Genomic DNA, 19,636 nt, shown 5'->3' with positions numbered 1-19,636 from the left:
GGGGTGTTTCAGTGGGCTGCGGAACCCAGGTAGGCGGCGATCACCGCCGGGTCGGCCAGCACCTCGTCGGGTGGGCCGGCGGCGATGACGCGCCCGAAGTCGAGGACGACGACGGAGTCGCACGTGGAGCGGACCAGCTCGATGTCGTGCTCCACCAGCAGGACGGCGGTGTCGAACCGCTCGGGGACCTCCGACAGCCGTCGTTGCAGCAGCTCGGTCTCCGCGCCGGAGTGGCCCGCGGCGGGCTCGTCGAGCAGCAGCACCGGCGGGCGGCCGGCGACCAGGCCCGCGACCTCCAGCAGGCGGCGGGTGGCGACGTCGACGGTGTCGATCGGCACGTCCGCGGCCGGGCACTCGAACAGCGCGAGCTGCTCGTCGACCTCCTCGGCCGGCAGCGTCCGGCCCGCCGCGACCTGGAGGAACATGCCGACGGTGAGCTGCTCGGGCACCCGCAGCTGCTGGAAGCTGCGGCGCAGGCCAAGCCGGGCGCGGCGGTGCGCGGGCAGGCCGTCCACCGGCTCGCCGTTGAGCAGCACCCGGCCGGTGTAGTGGTCGGTGAACCCGGTGACGGTGTTGATCAGGGTGGACTTGCCCGCGCCGTTCGGGCCGACCAGGCCGACCACGTGGCCCTTGGGCACGACCAGCGAGACGCCGTCGTTGGCGGTCAGCGCGCCGAACCGCACCGTCAGGTCGCGCACCTCCAGGGCGGGCGTGGCGTCGGCGGTGTCGCGCGGCGCGCGCAGCCGGATCGGCACGAGCGGCTTGGGGTTGGCGTGCGGTATCGGCAGCGAGCCCCGCTCGGCGGCCTTCCGCCGCCTGCGCCGCGACCGCAGCAGGTCGGTCTGGCTGCCGCCCAGGCGCAGCACCTGCACCGCGCCGACGGCGAAGAACAGCGCGGCGAGGTCCTGCGGCACGCCCAGGGCGTCCAGGACCGAGGGGAAGACCGCGCCCATCAGGCCGCCCGCGATCGCGCCCTCGACGTTGTTGGTGCCGACGAACAGGGCGATCGCGAAGAGCGACACGGACGCGAAGGCCGCGAAGTTGCCCGCCGTGACGACGCCGAGCTGGCCCGCCATCAGCCCGCCGCCGACACCCGCGACGAACGCGCTGAGCGCGAACGCGGTCAGCTTGCCCCGCGCCACGCTGATACCGTGCGCGGCGGCGGCCCGCTCGGAGTGGCGGATCTCGACCAGCGCGCCACCGGCCCGCGTGCGGTCCAGGTGCCGCAGGCCGAGGAAGATCACCGTGACGACGACGACGGTGAACACGAAGTACCCGCTGTCGGTGGTGAAGCCCGCCGGCCGCTCGACCAGCCGGTAGTTGCCCTGGCCGGGGAACGGGATGCCGGTGAGCACCACGTCGAGCGCGATGGCGAAGGCGAACGTCGCGACCGCCAGGTTGACCCCGCGCAGCCGCAGCGCGGGCAGGCCGACCAGCACGCCGGCGACCGTGGCGGCCAGGCCGCCGAGCAGCAGCCACGCGGTGAACCCGCCGGGCACGCCGGCCACGTTGGCCCAGCCGACCACCCACGCCCCGATGCCGGCGAAGCTGAGCTGGCACAGGGAGATCACGCCCGCCCGGCCGGTGATGAGGCCGTAGCTCTGCATGAACACCGTGCTGACGGCCGCGCCGGTGAGCATGAAGGTGTAGTTGCTGTTCGCGAACCCGGCGACCAGGGCGGCGACGGCGGCGGCGAGCAGGAGGCCGAGCACCACCGGGTGCGGCCCGCGACGCAGGATGTCCACTTCAGACTCCGGTCTCGGAGGGCGTGTCGCCCAGGTAGAGCGACCGGAGCAGGTCCTCGTCGCCGCGCAGCCCGCCGCCGTCGCCGGAGAACACGATCCGGCCGCGGGCCATGACGTAGGCCCGGTCGGCGAGGCCGAGGGCCAGGGTGGCGAACTGCTCGACCAGCAGCACGCCCACGCCGTCGTCGGCGAGGGCCCGCACGGCGGCGGCCAGCCGGGCCACCACGATCGGCGCGAGGCCCAGCGACATCTCGTCGATGAGCAGCACCTTCGGCCTGCCGAGCAGGGCGCGGCCCACCACGAGCATCTGCTGCTCGCCGCCGGAGAGCAGCCCGGCGGGCGCGGCCACCTGCTTGCGCAGCTCGGGGAACAGCTCGAACACGCGGTCGGGCGTGTCACCGCGCCGGCAGGCGGCGCGCAGGTTGTCCAGCGTGGACATCTCCCGGAAGACGGTCCGGTTCTGCTCGACGTGCGCGAGGCCGGCCCGCGCTCGCCGCCAGGCCCGCAGCCGCTCGACCCGCTCGCCGGCGAGCGTGATCGCGCCCGAGGACACCGGCAGGGCGCCGGAGACGCCCTCCAGCAGGGTGGTCTTGCCCGCGCCGTTCGCGCCGAGCAGGGCGGTCACCGAACCCTCGTCGACCCGCAGCGACACGCCGCGCACGATGGGCAGTCCGGACCTGTCCACCGACACGTCCTCAACGGACAGCACGCTCACCGGTTCCACCGTCCTGTCGACACTTCCGGGGTGGTTGGGCAAGAGTGGTACCGACCGGGTGGTTCACCGGTCCGTAAAAATACTGAAGTACCTGTTCAGAAAAGATGAGCGGTGTTCCGGCACCGCCCGCGCGGCGTGTCGCCGGCGCGCCGCGGAGGCGCTTTTCGGCCGGTCAGGGCCGATCATGTGGACGATTCACGGGAAAGTGCCCGCGCAATGGTCGCGCGCCCCCGGTGTACACGATTCGGTAACGCTGCGGTCACCTCCCGGTGCTGCGCGTGCATATGCACCGTCGACGGCGTTCGGGCAGCCCTCGGCGCCCGCCGCCGGCGCGGGGCGACGGGCGCTTCGGGGCCGGTTCACCGACCGGTCGGCGGGTGTTCCCGGTCGGCCTCGATGGGCCGCACAGCGGGCCTCGGCGGGTCTCAATGGGCGCAGTGGCATTCACCGGGCGGGCAGTGCCGGCAGGCCGAGTAATCGGGCAGGTCCAGCGTGGGATTGCGGTCGTGGAATCCGAGCGGCTTGAACAGGAATCCGCTGTAGTCCACCGGCATCACCGGCCAGTCCTCCGGCCGGGGCAGGTGGGTGGGCCCGAAAACGTGCCACAGGACCAGGTCGGCGTCCACCAGCGGGCGGTCCTGCGCGGCCCACCGCGGCAGCCCCGCGCCGCCGGGGTGCTGGTCCGGGTACTCGCCCGCCGGGTAGCGCTCGTCCTCGTGGAACCGGGTCACCCACAGGTGCCTGGTGGCGAACGCGGCCCGCGCGGCGACCGTCGCGTCGGGCTGCGCCAGCAGCGTCGGGCCCGGCTTCGGCACCAGCTGGTAGGCGCGCGGCTTGCCCAGCCGGTTCACGCGGTCGGCGCTGCGCACCACCCACGTCCGACCGCGCAGCGGGTCGGCCAGGCGCGCCGCCGTCGACTCGCGGTCCAGCACGGTGGTGGTCGTCGTGAACGCGTTGCCGCGCGGGTTGTCCGGCCCGGTCGGCACGCCGACGAAGTCGATCTCGTCGACGGTGTTCGCCTCGCTCGCCACCTCGGTGTCCAGGCGGGCGCAGAACAGGTGCTGGTGCACCGGCGCCGCCAGGCCGGGCGCGATCTCCGCGCCGTAGGGCGAGTCGCCGCCCGCGCCGCAGAACACGACGCCGGTCGCCTTGGCCTCCAGCTCGATCGTGCCGTCGAGGTAGAAGTACCAGAAGAATCCGTAGTCGTAGTTGCCGATGGTGCTGAACGACGACACCACCAGCCGCCGCGACCGCCGCACGTCCGACGCGCCGGTGAGGACGTTGGTGTGCTTCCACTGCACGCCGTAGTCCTCCTCGTGCATGCAGATCGCCTGCGGGATGGCGACCGGCTGCCCGTGGTCGTCGGCGAGCACGGCGTCGAAGTAGTGGATCACGCCCAGGCAGTCGCAGCCCAGCCGCAGCGAGTTGGCGTTCTTGCCGAGCAGGTACTCGCCCGCGTCGAAGTAGCTGATCCAGTTGCGCCACGGCGCGGGGTCGCCGTAGGGCACCACCATCTCGGCCATCGACGCCCGGTACAGCACCGGGTCGCCGCCGAACCCGATCCGGTGCAGCGTCAGGCCCTCGCGGGCGTTGAAGCCGACCCGGAACCGCCAGCCCTCCCAGGAGACCTCGTTGCCCTCGACGGTGAAGCTGACGCCCTCGGGCTGGGTGATCGAGATCGGCTTCAGCGTCGTGCGCGGTGTAGCGCCCGAGTAGTTGCCGTGCTCGGCGGGCGTCGGGACGTCGCCCTCGTCGGTGACCGCGATGACCTCGTTCGCGATGAGGTCCACCTCGCAGAGCAGGCCCTCGACCGGGTGGGCCCACGGGCTGTCGTCCACGTGGTCGCGCAGGAACGTCAACGCGCGCAGCACGCGCCGGTCGCGCAGCAGCGGCTCGTCGAAGAAGCCCGGCGACAGCGGCGCGACGAACGCCAGCGACCAGTCCTCGACGCCCCGCCTGCGCATCGCCGCCTGCCAGCGGGGGTCGGCCCGCACCAGCTCGGCGCTGCGGTCGTACTCCTCGAACAGGATCGCCGGCTGGCCGTCCTTGGCCGGTTCCAGCTCGCGGTAGGACTCCACCACGCCCGCGGTCGCGTCCACCACGGCCTCGGCGGAGACCCCGGTCGCGGTGTCCAGCAGCACCACCCGCGCCCGCTTGGTCACCGGGTCGCCCGGCCGGTGCGCGCGCACGACCTCCTTGGGCGGCTCGACGGGCAGCACGCTGGGGAACCGGGTGGTCTCGCCGACCTTGCCCGCGGCCACCAGTGCGTCCCTGACCTGGGTGATCTCCGCCGCGGTGAACGGGTCGAGCGGGTGTGGGCTGTGGGTCATGCCCCGAGTATTCGGCGCGCGCGGCGGATCGGTCTTGGCGTGCGGTGAACTGTGTTTGATTGCCGCTGCTCCGCAGACGGCGGGCTCGGCCGCCCTGTGGTCGGGCCGTCGCGCCTGATTTCCTGTCGATCGAAAAGCGTGATCGACAGGAAATGAGGCGCGACACCCCGACGCGGCCGTGCTTGTGGCCGCTGCTCCGCAGGCGGCGGCTCGGCCGCTTGGTGGTCGGCCCGTCGCGGCTGATTCGCCGCCGATCGTGAAGCGTGATCGGCGGCGAATGAGCCGCGACAGGCCGACGCGGCCGTGCTTGTGGCCGCTGCTTCGCAGGCGGCGGCTCGGCCGCTTGGTGGTCGGGCCGTCGCGGCTGATTCGCCGCCGATCGTGAAGCGTGATCGGCGGCGAATGAGCCGCGACAGGCCGACGCGGCCTCGCGGGGGCGGGGGTCAGGTGGGGGACTGGGTGGTGGCTCGGAAGTCGCCTGGGGTGGTGCCTGTTCGGTGGCGGAAGTACTTCGCGAAGGTGGTGGCGGCCGGGAAGCCCAGGTGGGTGCCGATGGTGGCGGCCGGCAGGTCGGTGTGGGCCAGCAGGCGCCTCGCCTCCAGGATGATGCGGCGGTCCAGGAATTCCTTGGGGTTCATGCTCACGGCGTCCTGCGTGGCGCGGGCCAGGGTGCGGGGGGAGTAGCCGAGCGCGCGGGCGTAGTCGGTGATCCGGTGGGTGGTGGTGAAGTGCCGCTCCACGGCCTCGCGGAACCGCAGGAAGGTCTCGTTGTAGGCGGGTGACTGCCCGCCCGCGGCCAAGGAGAGTCGGTGCAGGAGGGCCGCCAGCAGGTGTGCCAGCAGCCGGCCGGCCACGGCGACGGGCTCGTGGGTGAGCGCGGCGTACTCCCGCGCCAGGTGCTCGGCGGCGGTCGCGGCCAGCCGCTGGTCCCGCGCGCCCAGCTGCCAGTGCGTTGGACCGAACGGGCTCGCGACGTCCGGCGGCGGGAAGTCCGGCTGGAAGAGCAGCAGCGGACCGTCCACGCGGGACCGCGGCTGGAACTGCTGCACCTGACCCGGCCGGACCCACAGCACGCTGCCCGGCCGCAGCCGGTACGGCGTGAAGTCGACCGTGTGCGTTCCCGTGCCGGAGGTGACCAGCATCAGGAGGTGGAACCCCGGCCGCTGCGGGCGCGTCAGGTCGTGCCCGGCGCCGGCGCGCTGCCGCAGCACGCCCAGCGACAGCACCTCGACGCCGAGTTCGGCGACCGCCGGGTTGTGGTACGACACATCCGGGATGTGTCGCTTTTTCACCATGACGTGTCCCCCTCTGACCTCGCCGGGTCGACGGTCCTCGGTTTGGATGGCACCACGGGCGGCGAACCGCGCCCATTGTCCACTTTGGAGAAGTCGTTCAGTCATGGCTCACATCGCACTCATCGGTGCCAACGGCACCATCGGCTCGCGAATCCTCGACGAGGCGCTGCGCCGTGGCCACACCGTCACGGCCATCGTCCGGGACCCGGCCAAGCTCGACCGTACCGACGTCACCGTCAAGGCGGGCGACGTGCTGGACGAGGCCGCGCTGCCCGGCCTGCTCGCGGGGCACGACGTGGTGGTCAGCGCGGTCGGCGGCGGTGACGGCCCCGGTCACCAGGCCACCATCGCGCCGGCGGCCAAGGCCCTGGTCGGCGCGCTGCGCGCGGTCGACGGCTCGCCGCGGCTGATCGTGGTGAACGGCGCGGGCAGCCTCCGCACCGCCGACGGCTCGCGGGTCTGGGACAAGCCCGGCCTGCCCGACTGGCTGCTCCAGATCATGCACGCGCACGGCGACGCGCTGGACTACCTGCGCGGCGTGGAGGACGTGAACTGGACCGCGCTCAGCCCGGCGGCGACCATCGAGCCCGGCGAGCGCACCGGCGAGTACCGGATCGGCGAGGAGGACCTGGTCACCGACGCCGACGGTGTGAGCTGGATCAGCGCCGAGGACTACGCGGTCGCCCTGGTGGACGAGATCGAGACGCCGTCGCACGAGCGCCGTCGGTTCACCGTCGCGCGCTGACCCGCCGCGAGCTGCTAGGCCCTCCTGCGGCCGGCCCGCTGGGTCGGGCCGCGGAGGGCCGCCGGGACCGGCTCGCTCGGGCGGATCCCGGGGCCGGCCCGTTCTCGGGTCGGTGTGGTGTGCGACTCAGACCGGGGCGGGTGTCGTCTTCGGCGGGGCCGCGGCCCGCAGGGCTATCCGCCGCCCGAGGCGCGCCGAGCCCCACCCGCACAGCAGCACGACCAGCGTCGCCACGACCACGTACAGCGAGCACCCGCCGGGGCCGAGGTCCCAGTCGCGGCGCATCAGCCGCCACGCCGCGACGGCCAGCCGGACCACGGCGAACAGCACCAGGCCGAGGCCCAGCACGCGGATCAGCTCGCCGCGCCGCCTCCGCCGCGCCACCACCGGGTCGGCGGTCAGCCCGTCCTCGTACGCGGTCAGCCGCCCGTAGGCCGGTGCGAGGGCGCGGCGGAGCGCGGCGGCGCGGCGGAGCCCCGGGGACGCGGGCACGTGGCACGTCGGCTCCCAGCCGGCCCTGAAGGAGACGACCCCGAGCACCCCGCCGGGCGGCGTCGGGTGCGCGGGGAGCGGTGGCGGGCGCCACGCGCGGCCGGTCTCCTGGTGCAGCTCGGCGGCCCTGGCCCGCAGCGCACCGTCCACATCGGTCCGCGGCGCGGCGACGGCGCGGCATCCCGTGCCGGTCCGGTGCGCCGCCCCGCGCCGGGGGGTGATCACGAGCAGCAGCCGTTCCGGTGGCACGACCCGCAGCGCGTCCGCGAACTCCCACCGGGTGCCGGCGTCGGTGTCCGCGCTGATCACGACCAGCCGCGCCCGCGCCATCAGGTCGAGCACCGCGCGCCGCCGGTCGTCGTGCGGCAGCACGAGCCGGTGCGCGCCGGCGGGCGGCGGCTCCTCGTCCGCCGGGCCGACCGCGACCACGCGGCCCAGGTCGCGGAGGGCGTCGAACAGGTGCTCCTCGGCCGTGCGCGCGGCGGGGAGCGGGCGGGGTGGCGCGGCCTCGGCGCGGAGCGCGGGCCGCCAGGCTCTGACGTACAGGACGAACAGCTCGCCCGGTCCGGGTGGTGGCACGTCGCGCACCAGGCGTCGCCGCCCGTGCGCCCGCAGCCGCTCGCCGCAGAGGACGACCGCGCCGCCGCCGACCAGCAGCGGGATCAGGGCGAGGCCGGGCCGGCCCGCCCCGGCCTGCCAGAGCAGGACCGGCGCGGAACCCAGTCCCAGCAACGAGATCAACCGGCCGCCGAGGACCAGCGCGATGCCGCGCGGCCGTGGCGGGGTGCGGGGTGAGCCCGTGCTGCCGTCCATACCGCCCCCCGAACGCGTGCGTCCGGACCACCGTAGGGCCGGCGGCCGGGGCAACGGCGGCGATCCGCTCGGGCGCAAGCGGAATTGCTCCGTCCCAGTGAAGACGAAAGATGCGGCGCCGGTGCCGCGGTGGCAGATTTGCGGTTCGGCGAAGGACGTCGGAAGGCGTCGGGAGGAAGGGAAACCCACAGTGGCGAAGTCGGTTGCGGTGTTGGGCACCGGGATGATGGGCGCGGGCATGGCGCGGAGCCTGCTGCGCGCGGGGCTGGCCGTGACGGTGTGGAACCGCAGCGCGGAGAAGGCCCGCCCGCTGGCCGGCGACGGCGCGACGGTGGCAGGCAGCCCGGCGGAGGCGGTGGCGGGCGCGGACGTCGTGCTGACCGTGCTGTTCGACGCCGACTCGACCGCCGAGGTGATGCGCGGCCTGGCGCTCGCCGACGGCGCGGTGTGGGTCCAGAGCGGCACGGTCGGGCTGGAGGGCACCGAACGCCTGGTCGAGTTGGCCGGTGGGACACCGTTCGTCGACGCGCCCGTCCTCGGCACCCGCAAGCCCGCCGAGGAGGGCAAGCTGACCGTGCTGGCCGCCGGTCCGCGCGACGTGCGCGACCGCGTCGCGCCGGTGTTCGACGCGATCGGCGCGCGGACGGTGTGGGCGGGGGAGCGGCCCGGCGACGGCCAGCGGCTCAAGCTGGCGGCCAACTCGTGGGTGCTGTCGATCACCGCCGCCACGGCGCAGGCCGTCGCCCTGACGCGAGGTCTGGGGTTGGAGCCCGCGGCGTTCCTGGACGCCATCTCCGGTGGCGCGGTGGACAGCGGCTACGCCCAGGTGAAGGGGCGGGCGATGATCGCGGAGGACTTCACGCCGTCGTTCGGCGTCGAGGGCGCGGTGAAGGACGCCGACCTGATCCTGGCGGCGATGCGCGAGGCGGGCACCGACGATCGGCTGATGCGCGCCCTGCACGAGCAGTACCGCGTGGCGGCGGACCACGGTGGGACGGACGACATGGCGGCGGTCGTCCGGGCGTTCGGCAGCTGAGGCGTCGGGTGGCTGGGGCGTTCGGTCCAGCCCCGGCCCCTGGCGGGTGGGTGGCGTCGGCGGCCGGCGGTGGTGGGGTGGTCAGGCCGCCAGTTCCTTGTGCACCAAGGGCATGACCTCGGTGCCCAGCAGCTCGATGGCCTCCATCACCAGCCGGTGCGGCACGCCGGACCAGTCCATGTGCATCGCGTACCGGTTCGCGCCGGTCAGGCGGCCTACCGCGATCAGGCGCTCGGCGACCTCCTGCGGGCTCCCCGCGAAGATCGACCGCGCGCCCCGCGTCCACTCGTCGTACTCGGCGCGCGACGGCACCGGCCAGCCGCGCGCCCGTGACCCGTACTTCATGGTCTCCAGCCAGTACGGGTGGTAAGCGTCCTTGGCGTCCTGCGAGTTGCGGGCGATCAGGCCGATCGCGCTCATGGTCACGTGCAGGTCGGCCGGCGCGTGCCCGCCCGCCTCGCCCGCCTGCCGGTACAGGTCGACCAGCGGCCCGAACCGCTCCGGCATGCCGCCGATGACGGCGTACACGATCGGCAGCCCGAGCAGGCCCGCCCGCACCGACGACTCCGGGTTGCCGCCCGTGCCGATCGAGATGCGCAGCCGCTCCCCGTACGGGCGCGGGTAGACGTGCGCGTCCTCCAGCGGCGGGCGGAACCGGCCCGACCACGTGATCGGCTGCTCGCGGTCCAGCTTGAGCAGCAGGGCGAGCTTCTCCTCGAACAGCTCGTCGTAGTCCTCCAGCGCCGCGCCGAACAGCGGGAACGACTCGGTGAACGACCCGCGCCCCGCGAGCAGCTCCGCCCGGCCGCGGCTGAGCTGGTCGAGCGTCGTGAACTGCTGGTAGACGCGGACCGGGTCCTCGGTGCTGAGCACGGTGACGGCGCTGCCGAGGGTGATGCGGCTGGTGATGCTCGCGGCGGCGGCGAGGACCGTGCCGGGGTTGGAGATCGCGTAGTTCTCCAGGTGGTGCTCGCCCAGCCCGTAGAAGCCCAGGCCCAGCTCGTCGGCGAGCTTGATGCGCTCCAACTGGTTCGCCAGCGCGTCGGCCACCGTGACCTGCTCGCCGGTGATCGGGTCGGGGTGGCGGTCGGCGAAGCTCAGCAGGCCGAGTTCCATCTTGTCGGTGCGCACGACGGCAATGTAGACCCAGGATGATGACGCGTCAACAATAGATTGATGACGCGTCAACGACCCGCTAGCCTGGCGCGGGTGGGCGAACCGCGATGGCTGGACGACCGGGAGGCGCGCGTGTGGCGCGCGTACCTCGACCTGAACCGCGAGCTGCCGGCGGTCCTGGAGCGCGGCCTGGTCCGCGAGGCGGGCCTGTCCAACGCCGACTACGCGCTGCTGGCGCCGCTGTCCGAGGCGCCGGACGGGCTGGTGCGGGCGCGCGAGCTGGGCGCGCTGGTCGGCTGGGAGCGCAGTCGGCTGTCCCACCAGGTCGCGCGCATGGAGAAGCGCGGGCTGGTGGTGCGCGAGGAGTGCCCCGAGGACGCGCGCGGCTCGATGGTGCGGCTGACACCGGCGGGCCGGGCGGCGATCGAGTCGGCCGCGCCCGCGCACGTCGAGGCGGTGCGGCGGTACCTGTTCGACGCGCTGACCGACGAGGAGGTCGACGTGCTCGGGCGCGTGTTCGCGCGGGTGCTGGCCCGGATCGCCGCCACCGGGTGACCCTCAGGTTCCGTGCGCTACCGTACGGACAGCTCCGTACGGTGCCGTACGGACATGGGGGAGGTGGCCCTGGTGACGGTGTTGGCCCTGCTCACGGCCCTGGTGTTGGCGGCCGTCGGAGCGTTGCACGTGGTGTGGATGTTCTCGCCGTGGCCGCTGCGCTCGCGCGAGGAGTTCGCGCGGCGCGTGGTGGGGGTGGAGGGCGACCGGCTGCCCCCGCCCGCGTTGACGGCCGTGGTGGTGGTGCTGCTCGGGGTGGCCGCGTACCTGGTCCTGGGTCGCGCCGGCCTGCTGCCGGTGCCGGGGCCCGCTTGGCTGCCGGTGGTCGGGACGGCCGGGCTCGCCGCGGTCCTGCTGCTGCGCGGCGTGCGCGGGCTGGTCTCGTCGCCGGGGAAGGGCACCGAGTTCGCGCGCCTCGACCTGCGGGTCTACTCGCCGCTGTGCCTGGCCCTGGCGGCGGCCGCGGGCTCGCTCGCGGCGTGGGCCTGAACCGGGGCGTGCCCCGCGCTCGACGGGAGCGCGGGGCACGCGGCCCCGGTGACGGTGGGCCGAGGGCCCGGCGTCACCGGGGGCCGGTCTCAGTGCTGGGACTGGAGCAGCAACCGCATCGCGAGCTGCTGGAGCTCCGGACCGGCCTTGTCCGGGCTGCCGGTGTCGAACGGGGGCTGCGGGTCGTACTCCAGCGCGAGCTGGACCGCCTTGGCGGTCGTGTCGTCGGCCAGCAGCGCGGACAGGTAGAGGCCCATGTCGATGCCCGCCGACACGCCGGCGGCCGTCACGTACTTGCCGGACCGGACGAAGCGCTCGGGCACGTACACCGCGCCCTTGGCGTTCAGCTCGTCCTTGGCCGACCAGTAGGTGGTGGCCCGGTGCCCCTGCAACAGCCCGGCGTAGGCCAGGATCAGCGACCCGGTGCACACCGAGGTGGTCCACGTGCTCCTGGCGTCGATGTGGCGGATCCACCGCATGGTGGGCTCGTGCTCGACCACGGCCGTGGCGCCCCGCCCGCTGCCGCCGGGCACGAGCAGGATGTCGAGGTGGTCGACCTCGTCGATCCGGTAGTCGGCCACCACCGCGCCGTGGCGGGTGTCCCCGCGCACGTCGCCGCGCCGCCGGCCGATCAGGCTGACCGAGTGGCCCGGCAGCCGCGACAGCACCTCGGCGGGGCCGATCGCGTCCAGCAGGGTCATCCGGTCGTACACGAGGACGCCGATCCGGCGCTTGCGCCCGCCGGCGGCGGCCGTGTCCTCGCCGGCCGCCGCGGCGACCGGACCGGCCAGGGCCGCCGTGCCGCCGACCGCGGCGGCCACGCCGGTGACCGCCGCGGCCCGCAGGACCTGCCGACGCCCATGAACTTCCACCACGTCACACCCCCAAGTAGGTGACACTCACGCTCGGGTAGTCGCGTGGTGGGGCCGAGGAGTTCCCGAGCGGTCCTGTGATGATCGGACGTCCCGTTCGGACGGGTGGACCGCCGGTGCCCCGACGGGTCCGCCGTCCCGTGCGGGATCGGGGTGCCGGCCGCGTGTCGGTCGCGTCCGATCGGGACGGGTGGGTGGTCCGGAGCGCGTCGGGTGGTCAGGCCGCGTCGAGCGCCGCCGCCAGCCGTGCCGGCGCGTCCGACCACGGTCGGGCGGAGAGCACCGGCAGGCCGTGGCGCGCGGCCTCGGCGGCGAGCCAGTCGCCGTAGTGCGCGCAGTCCAGCGCCCGCTTGCGCTGCGCGCCCGCGTCGGGCTCGCGGCGCAGGTAGTTCCGCTCCAACTGGTCCGCGTCGGGCTCGTGCACGAACACCGACCGCACCACCGCGCCGGTCCACTTCGCGCAGAACTCGGGCAGCAGGTAGTCGCCCTCCAGCACCAGCGGGAGGGCGGTCTCCAGGTGGTTGGCGACGACCGCGTCCAGCGCCGGGGTCAACGCCCGCGCCAGCGCCACCTGCGCGTCGAGCACGTCGTCGGCCGACATGCCCTCGTCGGAGTGCCGGAGCCAGTGGTGCAGCTCGGGTTGCGCCTCCGCCGTGGTGAGGCTCTGGAGCGCGACCACCAGGTCGTCGACCTCCACCAGCGCCGCGCCCCGCGCGCGGGCCACCGGGTAGGACAGCGCGCTCTTGCCGCTGCCCGACGCGCCACCCACCAACAGCACCTGCCAATCCGCCATGATCCGTAGCCTGACAAGCCGCCGCGGGCTTCCGCAAACCGCTCGGTCAGGTCCGGGGAGCGGCGGCGCGGCACCCCTGCCGCGCGGCTCGCGCCCACCCTGTCGGAAGACGGGGTCGCGGGTGGACGCGCGGGCGCGCCGGGCGGGAATTGAGGTGCGCGTGACCGGGCGCGCGGGCACGCTGGGCGGGTGCGGGGGTGTGCGGGGCGGACGTGCGGGCACGCCGGAGGGGCCCGCGTGTGCCGTGTGGACGCGCGGGCGCGCCGGGCGGTGCCGTCCGGTGTGGGCGGCGCGGCGCGCCCGCCCGGTGATCTCCGTCATAAGCAGGGCTTTTCGCAGGCCGGCTCGCGGTGTCCCGGCGTCGCCGAGGTGTGGGCCGCGCGTCGACCGGGTACCAGCGTGCGGAAGTCGAGGGGAGCACCACGATGGGCAAGCACAGCATGGGCGCGACGGACCGCCAGTGGGGCGGACCGGAGCTGGTCGTCGACGCGGAAGCCGCCGCCGAGGCGGCCACCACCCCGCTGCCGGTGGCGGACGAGACCGCCCCGGAGGCCGACGCGGCCGACTGACCGCACCCGGTGGGGTGCGCGCCCGCGCGGTCACGCCAGGCCGCGCAGCAGGGTGGACAGGTCGGCCACGGTGTCCGGGCCGAGGCGGTCGGCGAGGGCGCGCTCGTGGGCCGCGGCGAGGGATTCCAGGCGGTCCAGCTTGGCGTGGCCGGGGTCGGACACGTGCACCGAGACCTTGCGCCGGTCCTCGCCGGACTGCGAGCGGTAGAGGAACGCCGAGTCGACCAGGGTGTCGACGATGCGGGTCAGCGTGGCGTGCGGCATCTCCAGCGCGCCGGCCAGCTCGCCCATCGAGCGCTCCTCGTCCGCCAGGGCGCGCAGCACCCGCCACTGGTCGACGGTGACGCCCTCCTCCTCCAGCACGCCGCCGAGGTCGCGGACCAGGGCGCGCTGGGTGCGGGTGAGCAGGTCCACCAGGTCCGCGCGGGCGAGGCGGTGTCGGGGTCGGTCGGACATGGCGAGCCTTTCACCGGGGAACTCGTCGGCGAGCATACTGTCCGCCCATGGACTCCTCGGCGGTCGTGAACGCCGTGGTGCGCGACCACCTGCGGGTGGCGGTCGACGGACCCGACCCCGGTGCGCTGCGGCTCGGGCTGCTGCTGCCGCTGTCCGGCGCGCTCGGGCTGACGGGGCCGTCCGGGCTGCTCGCGGCGGCGCTGGCGGCGACGGAGCTGAACGCGGCGGGCGGTGTGGCCGGGCGGCGGGTGCAGCTGGTGCCGGTGGACGCCGGCCGGCTGCCGCACGAGGTGGCGCGGTCGGCGGTCGGCCTGGTCGGGCTGGTGGACGCGTTCGTCGGGTTCCACACCAGCGACGTCCACCGGGCGCTGGAGGCGGCGTTGACCGGACGTGCGCCGTACGTCTTCACGCCGCCGCACGAGGGTGGCGCCCGATTGCCGGGCGTGGTGCTGCTGGGCGACTCGCCGGGCAGGCAGCTCGCGCCCGCCGTGCGCTGGCTGGTGGACCGGCGCGGGGTGCGGCGGTGGGCGCTGGTGGGCAGCGACTACATCTGGCCGCGCGCCGTGCACCGGGTGGTCGCGGACCTGGTGCGTGCGCTCGGCGCGGAGGTCGTGACGACCAGGCTGGTGCCCTTCCCCGGACCGGGCGTCGACGCGGAGGAGATCGTCGCCCGGCTGGCGCGGGCGCGGGTGGACGCGGTGCTGCTCAGCCTGGTCGGCCGGGACCTGGCGCTGGTCAACCGGGTGTTCTCGGCGTCGCCGCTGGCCGGGCGGGTGGTGCGGCTGTCGGGGTCGCTGGAGGAGAACGCGCTGCTCGCGGCGGGCGGTGACGACACCGGCGAGCTGTACGCGGCGATGCGGTCGTTCGCCGGGCAGGGCGACGAGCGGCGGATCGCGCTGGCCGAGCGGCACCGGTCGCTGTTCGGCGGGCGGGCCCCGGTGCTCGACGCCTACGCCGAGGGTTGTTACGACGGTGTGCACCTGGTCGCCGCGCTGGCCAGGTCGGGCGGGCTGACGGCGGGGCGGGCGCAGGCCGGCGCGGCGGCGCTGCTGCACCGCGCGGAGCGGGACGCCTGGTCCGGCGCGCCGCTGGGCCCGCCGAGGTCGGGTGGTTTCCTCGCCCGCGCGGACGGGCTGGACCTCAGGGTGATCGCCCGGCTCTGAGCGCGGCACCCGCCCGCGTCGCCACGACACCCCTGTCGCCACCGGACCCGCCGCCCCGCCAACGGACCCGCTGCCGGACCCGCCGCCCCGCCGTCGGACCGGGTGCGGTCGGACCCGCCCCCGCTGTCGTCCGATCCGCGACCGTCCGGTCCGCGACCGCCCGGTGCGGAGTCGTCCGGGCCGGCTCGCGGTCGTCCGGTTCGACGCGCCGTGATCGGCCGACCGCCCCGCGAAATGCTTCCGCCCGGAACCTTTCCAACCGGAAGGACTGTGTCTAGGCTTCCCGCACCACCGCACGGCAGGAGGACGGCATGGCGCAGGACACGGGCCTGGAGCGCTACGGCTACACCCAGGAACTGCGGCGGTCCCTCGGCTTCAAGGACCTGCTCGTCTACGGCCTGATCATCATGGTGCCGATCGCGCCGTTCGGCATCTTCGGCAGCGTGTTCCAGGGCTCCGGCGGCATGGTCGCGCTGGCCTACGCCATCGGGATGCTCGCCATGCTGTTCACCGCCAACTCGTACGCCCAGATGTCCAAGGCGTTCCCGATCGCGGGCTCGGTCTACACCTACGCCGGGCGCGGCATCGCCGCGCCGGTCGGGTTCCTGGCCGGCTGGATGGTCCTGCTCGACTACGTGCTCGTGCCCGGCCTGCTCTACCTGATCGCGGGCGTGGCGATGAACTCGCTGCTGCCCGCCGTGCCGGTGTGGTTGTGGCTGATCGCCTTCGTGCTGCTCAACACCGCCGTCAACTACCTCGGCATCGAGACGACCGCCAGGGTCAACCGCGTCATGCTGGTCGCGCAGCTGGTCATCCTCGCGGGCTTCCTGGTGATCGGGGTCGTCGCGCTGGCGCAGGGCAGGGGCCGGGGCTTCTCGTTCGCGCCGCTGTTCGACAGCGCCGCGTTCTCCTGGCCGCTGGTGTTCGGCGCGGTGTCCATCGCGGTGCTCAGCTTCCTCGGGTTCGACGCCATCTCCACGCTCGCCGAGGAGAACCGCGGCCCCGCCCGCGCCATCGGCCGGTCGATGGTGCTGGCGCTGCTGGTCACCGGCCTGCTGTTCATCGTGCAGACCTGGGTGGCCGCGCTGCTGGTGCCCGACCCGGAGGGCCTGATCGCGAACGGCGACAGCGGCGGCACGGCGTTCTACGACGCGGCGCGGGCGGCGGGCGGCGGCTGGCTGGCCACCCTGACGGCGGCGGCCACCGCCGTGTCGTGGGGGTTCGCGAACTCCTTGGTGGCGCAGGCCGCCACGTCCCGGCTGCTGTTCGCGATGGCGCGGGACCGGCAACTGCCGAAGTTCCTGGCGAAGGTGCACCCGACGCGGCGCGTCCCGGTCAACGCCACGCTGCTGGTCGCCGGCGTGTCCCTGGTGCTCGGCCTGTACGTGCAGTCCCGCGAGGACGGGATCGCGCTGCTCAGCTCGCTGGTGAACTTCGGCGCGATGACCGCGTTCCTGGTGCTGCACGTGTCCGTGGTCGCGCACTACGTGATCCGCCGCCGCAGCCGGAACTGGTGGGCCCACCTGGTCGCGCCGGTCGTGGGGTTCGCGATCCTGGCCTACGTGGTGGTCAACGCGAAGGTGGCGGCGCAGGCGGTGGGCTTCGTCTGGCTCGGCGTCGGCGTGGTGGTCCTGATCGGTCTGCTCGTGGCGGGCCGCCGGCCGGAACTGGCCGGTATCAGCGGGAACGAGGAGGACGAGTGAGCATCGAGGTCGTGCGGCTGCACCCGGACCGGGCCGACCTGGCCTACGCGTTCGGCGGGCGGGAGCCGCTGCTGACCGTCAAGCCGGGCACCGTGGTGGAGCTGACCACCGAGGACTGCTTCGGCGGCGCGGTGCGGGGTGTCGACGACCTGCCGAGCCGGGTGTGCGAGTTCCCCTACCTGAACCCGGTGACCGGCCCGATCGCGGTGGAGGGCGCGGAGCCGGGCGACACGGTGGCCGTGCACTTCGTCGACATCCGGCCGACCAGGGACTGGGCGGTGTCCACGACCTTCCCGCACTTCGGCGCGCTGACCGCCACGCACACCACGGCGATGCTGCACGAGGCGCTGCCGGAGCGGGTCTGGCTCTACGACGTGGACGTGGCCAGGGGCGTGTGCCGGTTCAACGCGCGGCGGAGCGACTTCTCGGTCGAGCTGCCGCTGGACCCCATGCACGGGACCGTCGGCGTCGCGCCCGCCGCCGACGAGGTGATCATGAGCATCACGCCCGGCGCGCACGGCGGCAACATGGACACCCCGGAGCTGCGCGCGGGCACGACCGCGTACTTCGGCGTCAACGTGCCCGGCGCGCTGATCTCCATCGGCGACGGCCACTGCCGCCAGGGCGAGGGCGAGGTGTGCGGCACGGCGGTCGAGGCGGCCATGTCCACCGTGATCGTGGTCGACCTGGTCAAGGGCGGTGCGCCGGCGTGGCCCCGGCTGGAGGACGACGACTTCCTGATGTCGACCGGCTCGGCGCGCCCGCTGGAGGACGCGTTCCGGATCAGCCAGCACGACCTGGTCGGCTGGACCGCGGACCTGGTCGGGCTCGACGCCCTGGACGCCTACCAGCTCGTGAGCCAGGCGGGGCTCGCGCCGGCGGGCAACGTGGTGGACACCCACTACACCATGCTCGCGAAATTGCCGAAGGGCGTCCTGCCGGGCGTCGTGGTATTTGACGGGGTGCATTCCCGCTTGCGGGCGACGGGTGCCCGCTATCTGTCCGAACGCGGATAACTCGTCTCGTTTCGCAGTTTGGTTCGCTTGGCGCAAGGCAACCGAGCAGCCGCCCAGTACGTTGAGGACAGGCCGCCCGCCCGAAAGGAGTGGACGTGCCTGTCCGCAAAGGGAAACACCGCGTCTCGGCAGTGCTCGCGGCGGTCGCGCTGCTGGTCGGCGGCGCGGCCTCCGCCCACGGCGAGCCGAGTGGGCACCGGTCCGGCGATTGGCCGACCTGGCAGGGCGACAAGTCCGGTTCGCGATTCAACGCGGCGGAACGCCGGATCGCGCCGTGGTCGGTCGGAAAACTCAAGCTGAAGTGGGCATTCGCCTATCCGAAGAACGGATTTCCGGCGAAGAGCCAGCCCGCCGTGGTGGACGGCGTCGTCTACTTCGGCAGCCCGGACGGCAAATTCCACGCGCTGGACGCCCGGACCGGCGCCAACCGGTGGACGTTCGACCTGGCCCCGGTCAACCCGAGGGCGGTCGTGATCGACGGGCCGGCGGTGGCGCGCGGCAAGGTGTACTTCGGCGACAACAGCGGCTTCCTGTACGCGCTGGAGCAGCGGACCGGCAAGGTCGTGTGGGCGAAGGACACCGAGCCCCACGTCGCCGGGATGCACACCAGCTCGCCGCTGTACCACGACGGCCGGATCTACGTCGGCGCGTCCAGCGGCGAGAACATCAACCCCGACCGGAACTACCCGTGCTGCACGTTCCGGGGCCACGTCGACTCGTTCGACGCCGAGACGGGCGAGCTGGCGTGGCGCTACTTCACCACGCCCGAGCCGCAGGCGGTCGGCACCTGGCCCAGCGGCGCGACCCGCTACGAGCCGTCCGGCGCGGGCGTGTGGAGCTCGCCGGTCGTCGACGAGCGCACCAACACCCTCTACGTCGGCACCGGCAACCTGTACTCCGGCACCACGGGCGACTTCGACAGCCTGCTCGCCCTGGACGCCCGGACCGGCGGCGTGCGCTGGAAGCAGCAGGTGACCAAGGCCGACACCTGGCGGCTGCTGTGCGGCTTCCCGGACGCGGAGGGGTACTGCCCCGGCCAGAAGGACGGGACCGCGCTGGACTACGACCTCGGCGCGACGCCGACGCTGTTCCGCGCCAACGGGCGGACGATGGTCGGCATCGGGCAGAAGAGCGGCGTCTTCCACGTGTTCGACGCGCGCACCGGCGAGGTGTCGTGGCGGCGGCAGCTGTCCAAGCCCATGCCGGGCGGCGGCCTCAGCGGCATCCAGTGGGGCAGCAGCTACGACGGCAAGCGCCTGTACACGGCGACGAACTACGGCAACCCCGGCACGGTGTTCGCGCTCGACCCGGTCGACGGCGACGTGCTGTGGGAGACGCCGAACCCGGCCGACGGCTGCACCACCGGCGGCGCGGCCAAGCACCCGAAGGTGTGCGTGCTCGCCCACACCCCGGCCGTGACCACCAGTCCCGGCCTGGTCTACGAGGGCAGCGACGACGGCAAGATGCGGATCTACGACGCCGGCACGGGCAAGGTCCGCTGGGAATTCGACACCATCCGCGAGTTCGAGGGGGTGAACGGGCTCACCGGGCACGGCAGTTCGATCTCCGGCAACGGCGGCGCGGTCGTGGCCAACGGGATGCTCTACGTCCAGTCCGGGTACTGGCCGTCCTACCCGAGCGACCACGGCAACGTCCTGCTCGCGTTCGGACTCTGATGTTCACCGCTGCCGCACCGCACCCGTCGCCGCCGGTGCGGCAGCGCGTCCGCGCAA

General features: G+C 74.0%; 18 protein-coding genes. 9 read left to right on the top strand and 9 right to left on the bottom strand.

What is annotated here, in order from left to right:
• Positions 1 to 8: 8 nt before the first annotated feature.
• The 4 genes from C8E97_RS22400 to C8E97_RS22385 form a co-directional block, all read right to left on the bottom strand.
• Positions 9 to 1,745: a branched-chain amino acid ABC transporter ATP-binding protein/permease gene (locus tag C8E97_RS22400; protein WP_121007465.1), complete on the bottom strand. Its 1,737-nt coding sequence runs from the start codon at positions 1,743 to 1,745 to the stop codon at positions 9 to 11.
• A gap of 1 nt (position 1,746) precedes the next feature.
• On the bottom strand, positions 1,747 to 2,460 hold the full coding sequence (locus C8E97_RS22395; RefSeq protein ID WP_121012127.1) for an ABC transporter ATP-binding protein: 714 nt from the start codon (positions 2,458 to 2,460) through the stop codon (positions 1,747 to 1,749).
• Positions 2,461 to 2,885: 425 nt separating this feature from the next.
• Positions 2,886 to 4,790 (bottom strand): primary-amine oxidase, encoded by a 1,905-nt coding sequence (locus C8E97_RS22390; protein ID WP_121007464.1) that lies wholly within the window; start codon positions 4,788 to 4,790, stop codon positions 2,886 to 2,888.
• 443 nt (positions 4,791 to 5,233) lie between these two features.
• Positions 5,234 to 6,085, bottom strand: coding sequence for a helix-turn-helix domain-containing protein (locus C8E97_RS22385; protein ID WP_121007463.1), 852 nt, complete (start codon positions 6,083 to 6,085; stop codon positions 5,234 to 5,236).
• A 103-nt stretch (positions 6,086 to 6,188) separates the two neighbouring features.
• On the opposite strand from C8E97_RS22385, the gene C8E97_RS22380 reads away from it, so the two are divergent.
• Positions 6,189 to 6,830 (top strand): NAD(P)-dependent oxidoreductase, encoded by a 642-nt coding sequence (locus C8E97_RS22380; RefSeq protein WP_121007462.1) that lies wholly within the window; start codon positions 6,189 to 6,191, stop codon positions 6,828 to 6,830.
• A 126-nt stretch (positions 6,831 to 6,956) separates the two neighbouring features.
• Here C8E97_RS22380 and C8E97_RS22375 read toward each other — a convergent pair whose 3' ends face one another.
• Positions 6,957 to 8,135, bottom strand: coding sequence for a hypothetical protein (locus C8E97_RS22375; protein WP_121007461.1), 1,179 nt, complete (start codon positions 8,133 to 8,135; stop codon positions 6,957 to 6,959).
• 190 nt (positions 8,136 to 8,325) lie between these two features.
• On the opposite strand from C8E97_RS22375, the gene C8E97_RS22370 reads away from it, so the two are divergent.
• A complete protein-coding gene (locus C8E97_RS22370) occupies positions 8,326 to 9,171 on the top strand; it encodes an NAD(P)-dependent oxidoreductase (protein ID WP_121007460.1) in 846 nt (281 codons plus the stop codon).
• Positions 9,172 to 9,252: 81 nt separating this feature from the next.
• Here C8E97_RS22370 and C8E97_RS22365 read toward each other — a convergent pair whose 3' ends face one another.
• Entirely contained in the window at positions 9,253 to 10,287 is a 1,035-nt protein-coding gene (locus C8E97_RS22365) for an LLM class flavin-dependent oxidoreductase (RefSeq protein ID WP_121012124.1), read from the bottom strand.
• A 93-nt stretch (positions 10,288 to 10,380) separates the two neighbouring features.
• Here C8E97_RS22365 and C8E97_RS22360 point away from each other — a divergent pair, with 93 nt between their 5' ends.
• The gene (locus tag C8E97_RS22360) at positions 10,381 to 10,842 is read left to right on the top strand and encodes a MarR family winged helix-turn-helix transcriptional regulator (RefSeq protein WP_425470564.1); all 462 of its coding nucleotides are present in this window, start codon (positions 10,381 to 10,383) and stop codon (positions 10,840 to 10,842) included.
• Positions 10,843 to 10,896: 54 nt separating this feature from the next.
• On the top strand, positions 10,897 to 11,331 hold the full coding sequence (locus tag C8E97_RS22355) for a DUF3995 domain-containing protein (protein WP_121007458.1): 435 nt from the start codon (positions 10,897 to 10,899) through the stop codon (positions 11,329 to 11,331).
• An 89-nt stretch (positions 11,332 to 11,420) separates the two neighbouring features.
• Here C8E97_RS22355 and C8E97_RS22350 read toward each other — a convergent pair whose 3' ends face one another.
• Together C8E97_RS22350 and C8E97_RS22345 are read right to left on the bottom strand one after the other, a co-directional pair.
• Positions 11,421 to 12,206: a DJ-1/PfpI family protein gene (locus C8E97_RS22350; RefSeq protein WP_121007457.1), complete on the bottom strand. Its 786-nt coding sequence runs from the start codon at positions 12,204 to 12,206 to the stop codon at positions 11,421 to 11,423.
• A 214-nt stretch (positions 12,207 to 12,420) separates the two neighbouring features.
• Complete coding sequence (locus C8E97_RS22345; RefSeq protein WP_147455205.1) at positions 12,421 to 12,996, bottom strand: hypothetical protein; 576 nt, start codon at positions 12,994 to 12,996, stop codon at positions 12,421 to 12,423.
• 425 nt (positions 12,997 to 13,421) lie between these two features.
• Between C8E97_RS22345 and C8E97_RS34825 the strand changes: the two genes are divergently transcribed.
• A complete protein-coding gene (locus tag C8E97_RS34825) occupies positions 13,422 to 13,565 on the top strand; it encodes a hypothetical protein (RefSeq protein WP_170211959.1) in 144 nt (47 codons plus the stop codon).
• A gap of 30 nt (positions 13,566 to 13,595) precedes the next feature.
• Here the strand turns inward: C8E97_RS34825 and C8E97_RS22335 are convergent, their stop codons facing one another.
• Entirely contained in the window at positions 13,596 to 14,021 is a 426-nt protein-coding gene (locus C8E97_RS22335) for a MarR family winged helix-turn-helix transcriptional regulator (RefSeq protein ID WP_246019073.1), read from the bottom strand.
• A 47-nt stretch (positions 14,022 to 14,068) separates the two neighbouring features.
• On the opposite strand from C8E97_RS22335, the gene C8E97_RS22330 reads away from it, so the two are divergent.
• The 4 genes from C8E97_RS22330 to C8E97_RS22315 all read left to right on the top strand — a co-directional run bounded on the left by C8E97_RS22330 (position 14,069) and on the right by C8E97_RS22315 (position 19,579).
• The gene (locus C8E97_RS22330; RefSeq protein WP_121007453.1) at positions 14,069 to 15,184 is read left to right on the top strand and encodes an ABC transporter substrate-binding protein; all 1,116 of its coding nucleotides are present in this window, start codon (positions 14,069 to 14,071) and stop codon (positions 15,182 to 15,184) included.
• A gap of 311 nt (positions 15,185 to 15,495) precedes the next feature.
• Complete coding sequence (locus C8E97_RS22325; RefSeq protein ID WP_121007452.1) at positions 15,496 to 16,887, top strand: APC family permease; 1,392 nt, start codon at positions 15,496 to 15,498, stop codon at positions 16,885 to 16,887.
• Complete coding sequence (locus C8E97_RS22320) at positions 16,884 to 17,903, top strand: acetamidase/formamidase family protein (protein WP_121007451.1); 1,020 nt, start codon at positions 16,884 to 16,886, stop codon at positions 17,901 to 17,903. Before C8E97_RS22325 ends, C8E97_RS22320 begins: the two co-directional genes overlap by 4 nt.
• A 95-nt stretch (positions 17,904 to 17,998) precedes the next feature.
• Positions 17,999 to 19,579 carry an outer membrane protein assembly factor BamB family protein gene (locus C8E97_RS22315; protein ID WP_121012121.1) on the top strand — a complete coding sequence of 527 codons (1,581 nt, stop codon included), beginning with the start codon at positions 17,999 to 18,001 and terminating at the stop codon, positions 19,577 to 19,579.
• Positions 19,580 to 19,636 lie beyond the last annotated feature (57 nt).

It is taken from the genome of Saccharothrix australiensis (genome assembly GCF_003634935.1).
In the GTDB taxonomy this organism is placed as follows: Bacteria; Actinomycetota; Actinomycetes; order Mycobacteriales; family Pseudonocardiaceae; genus Actinosynnema; species Actinosynnema australiense.
This window is presented reverse-complemented; position numbering and strand designations above follow the sequence as displayed.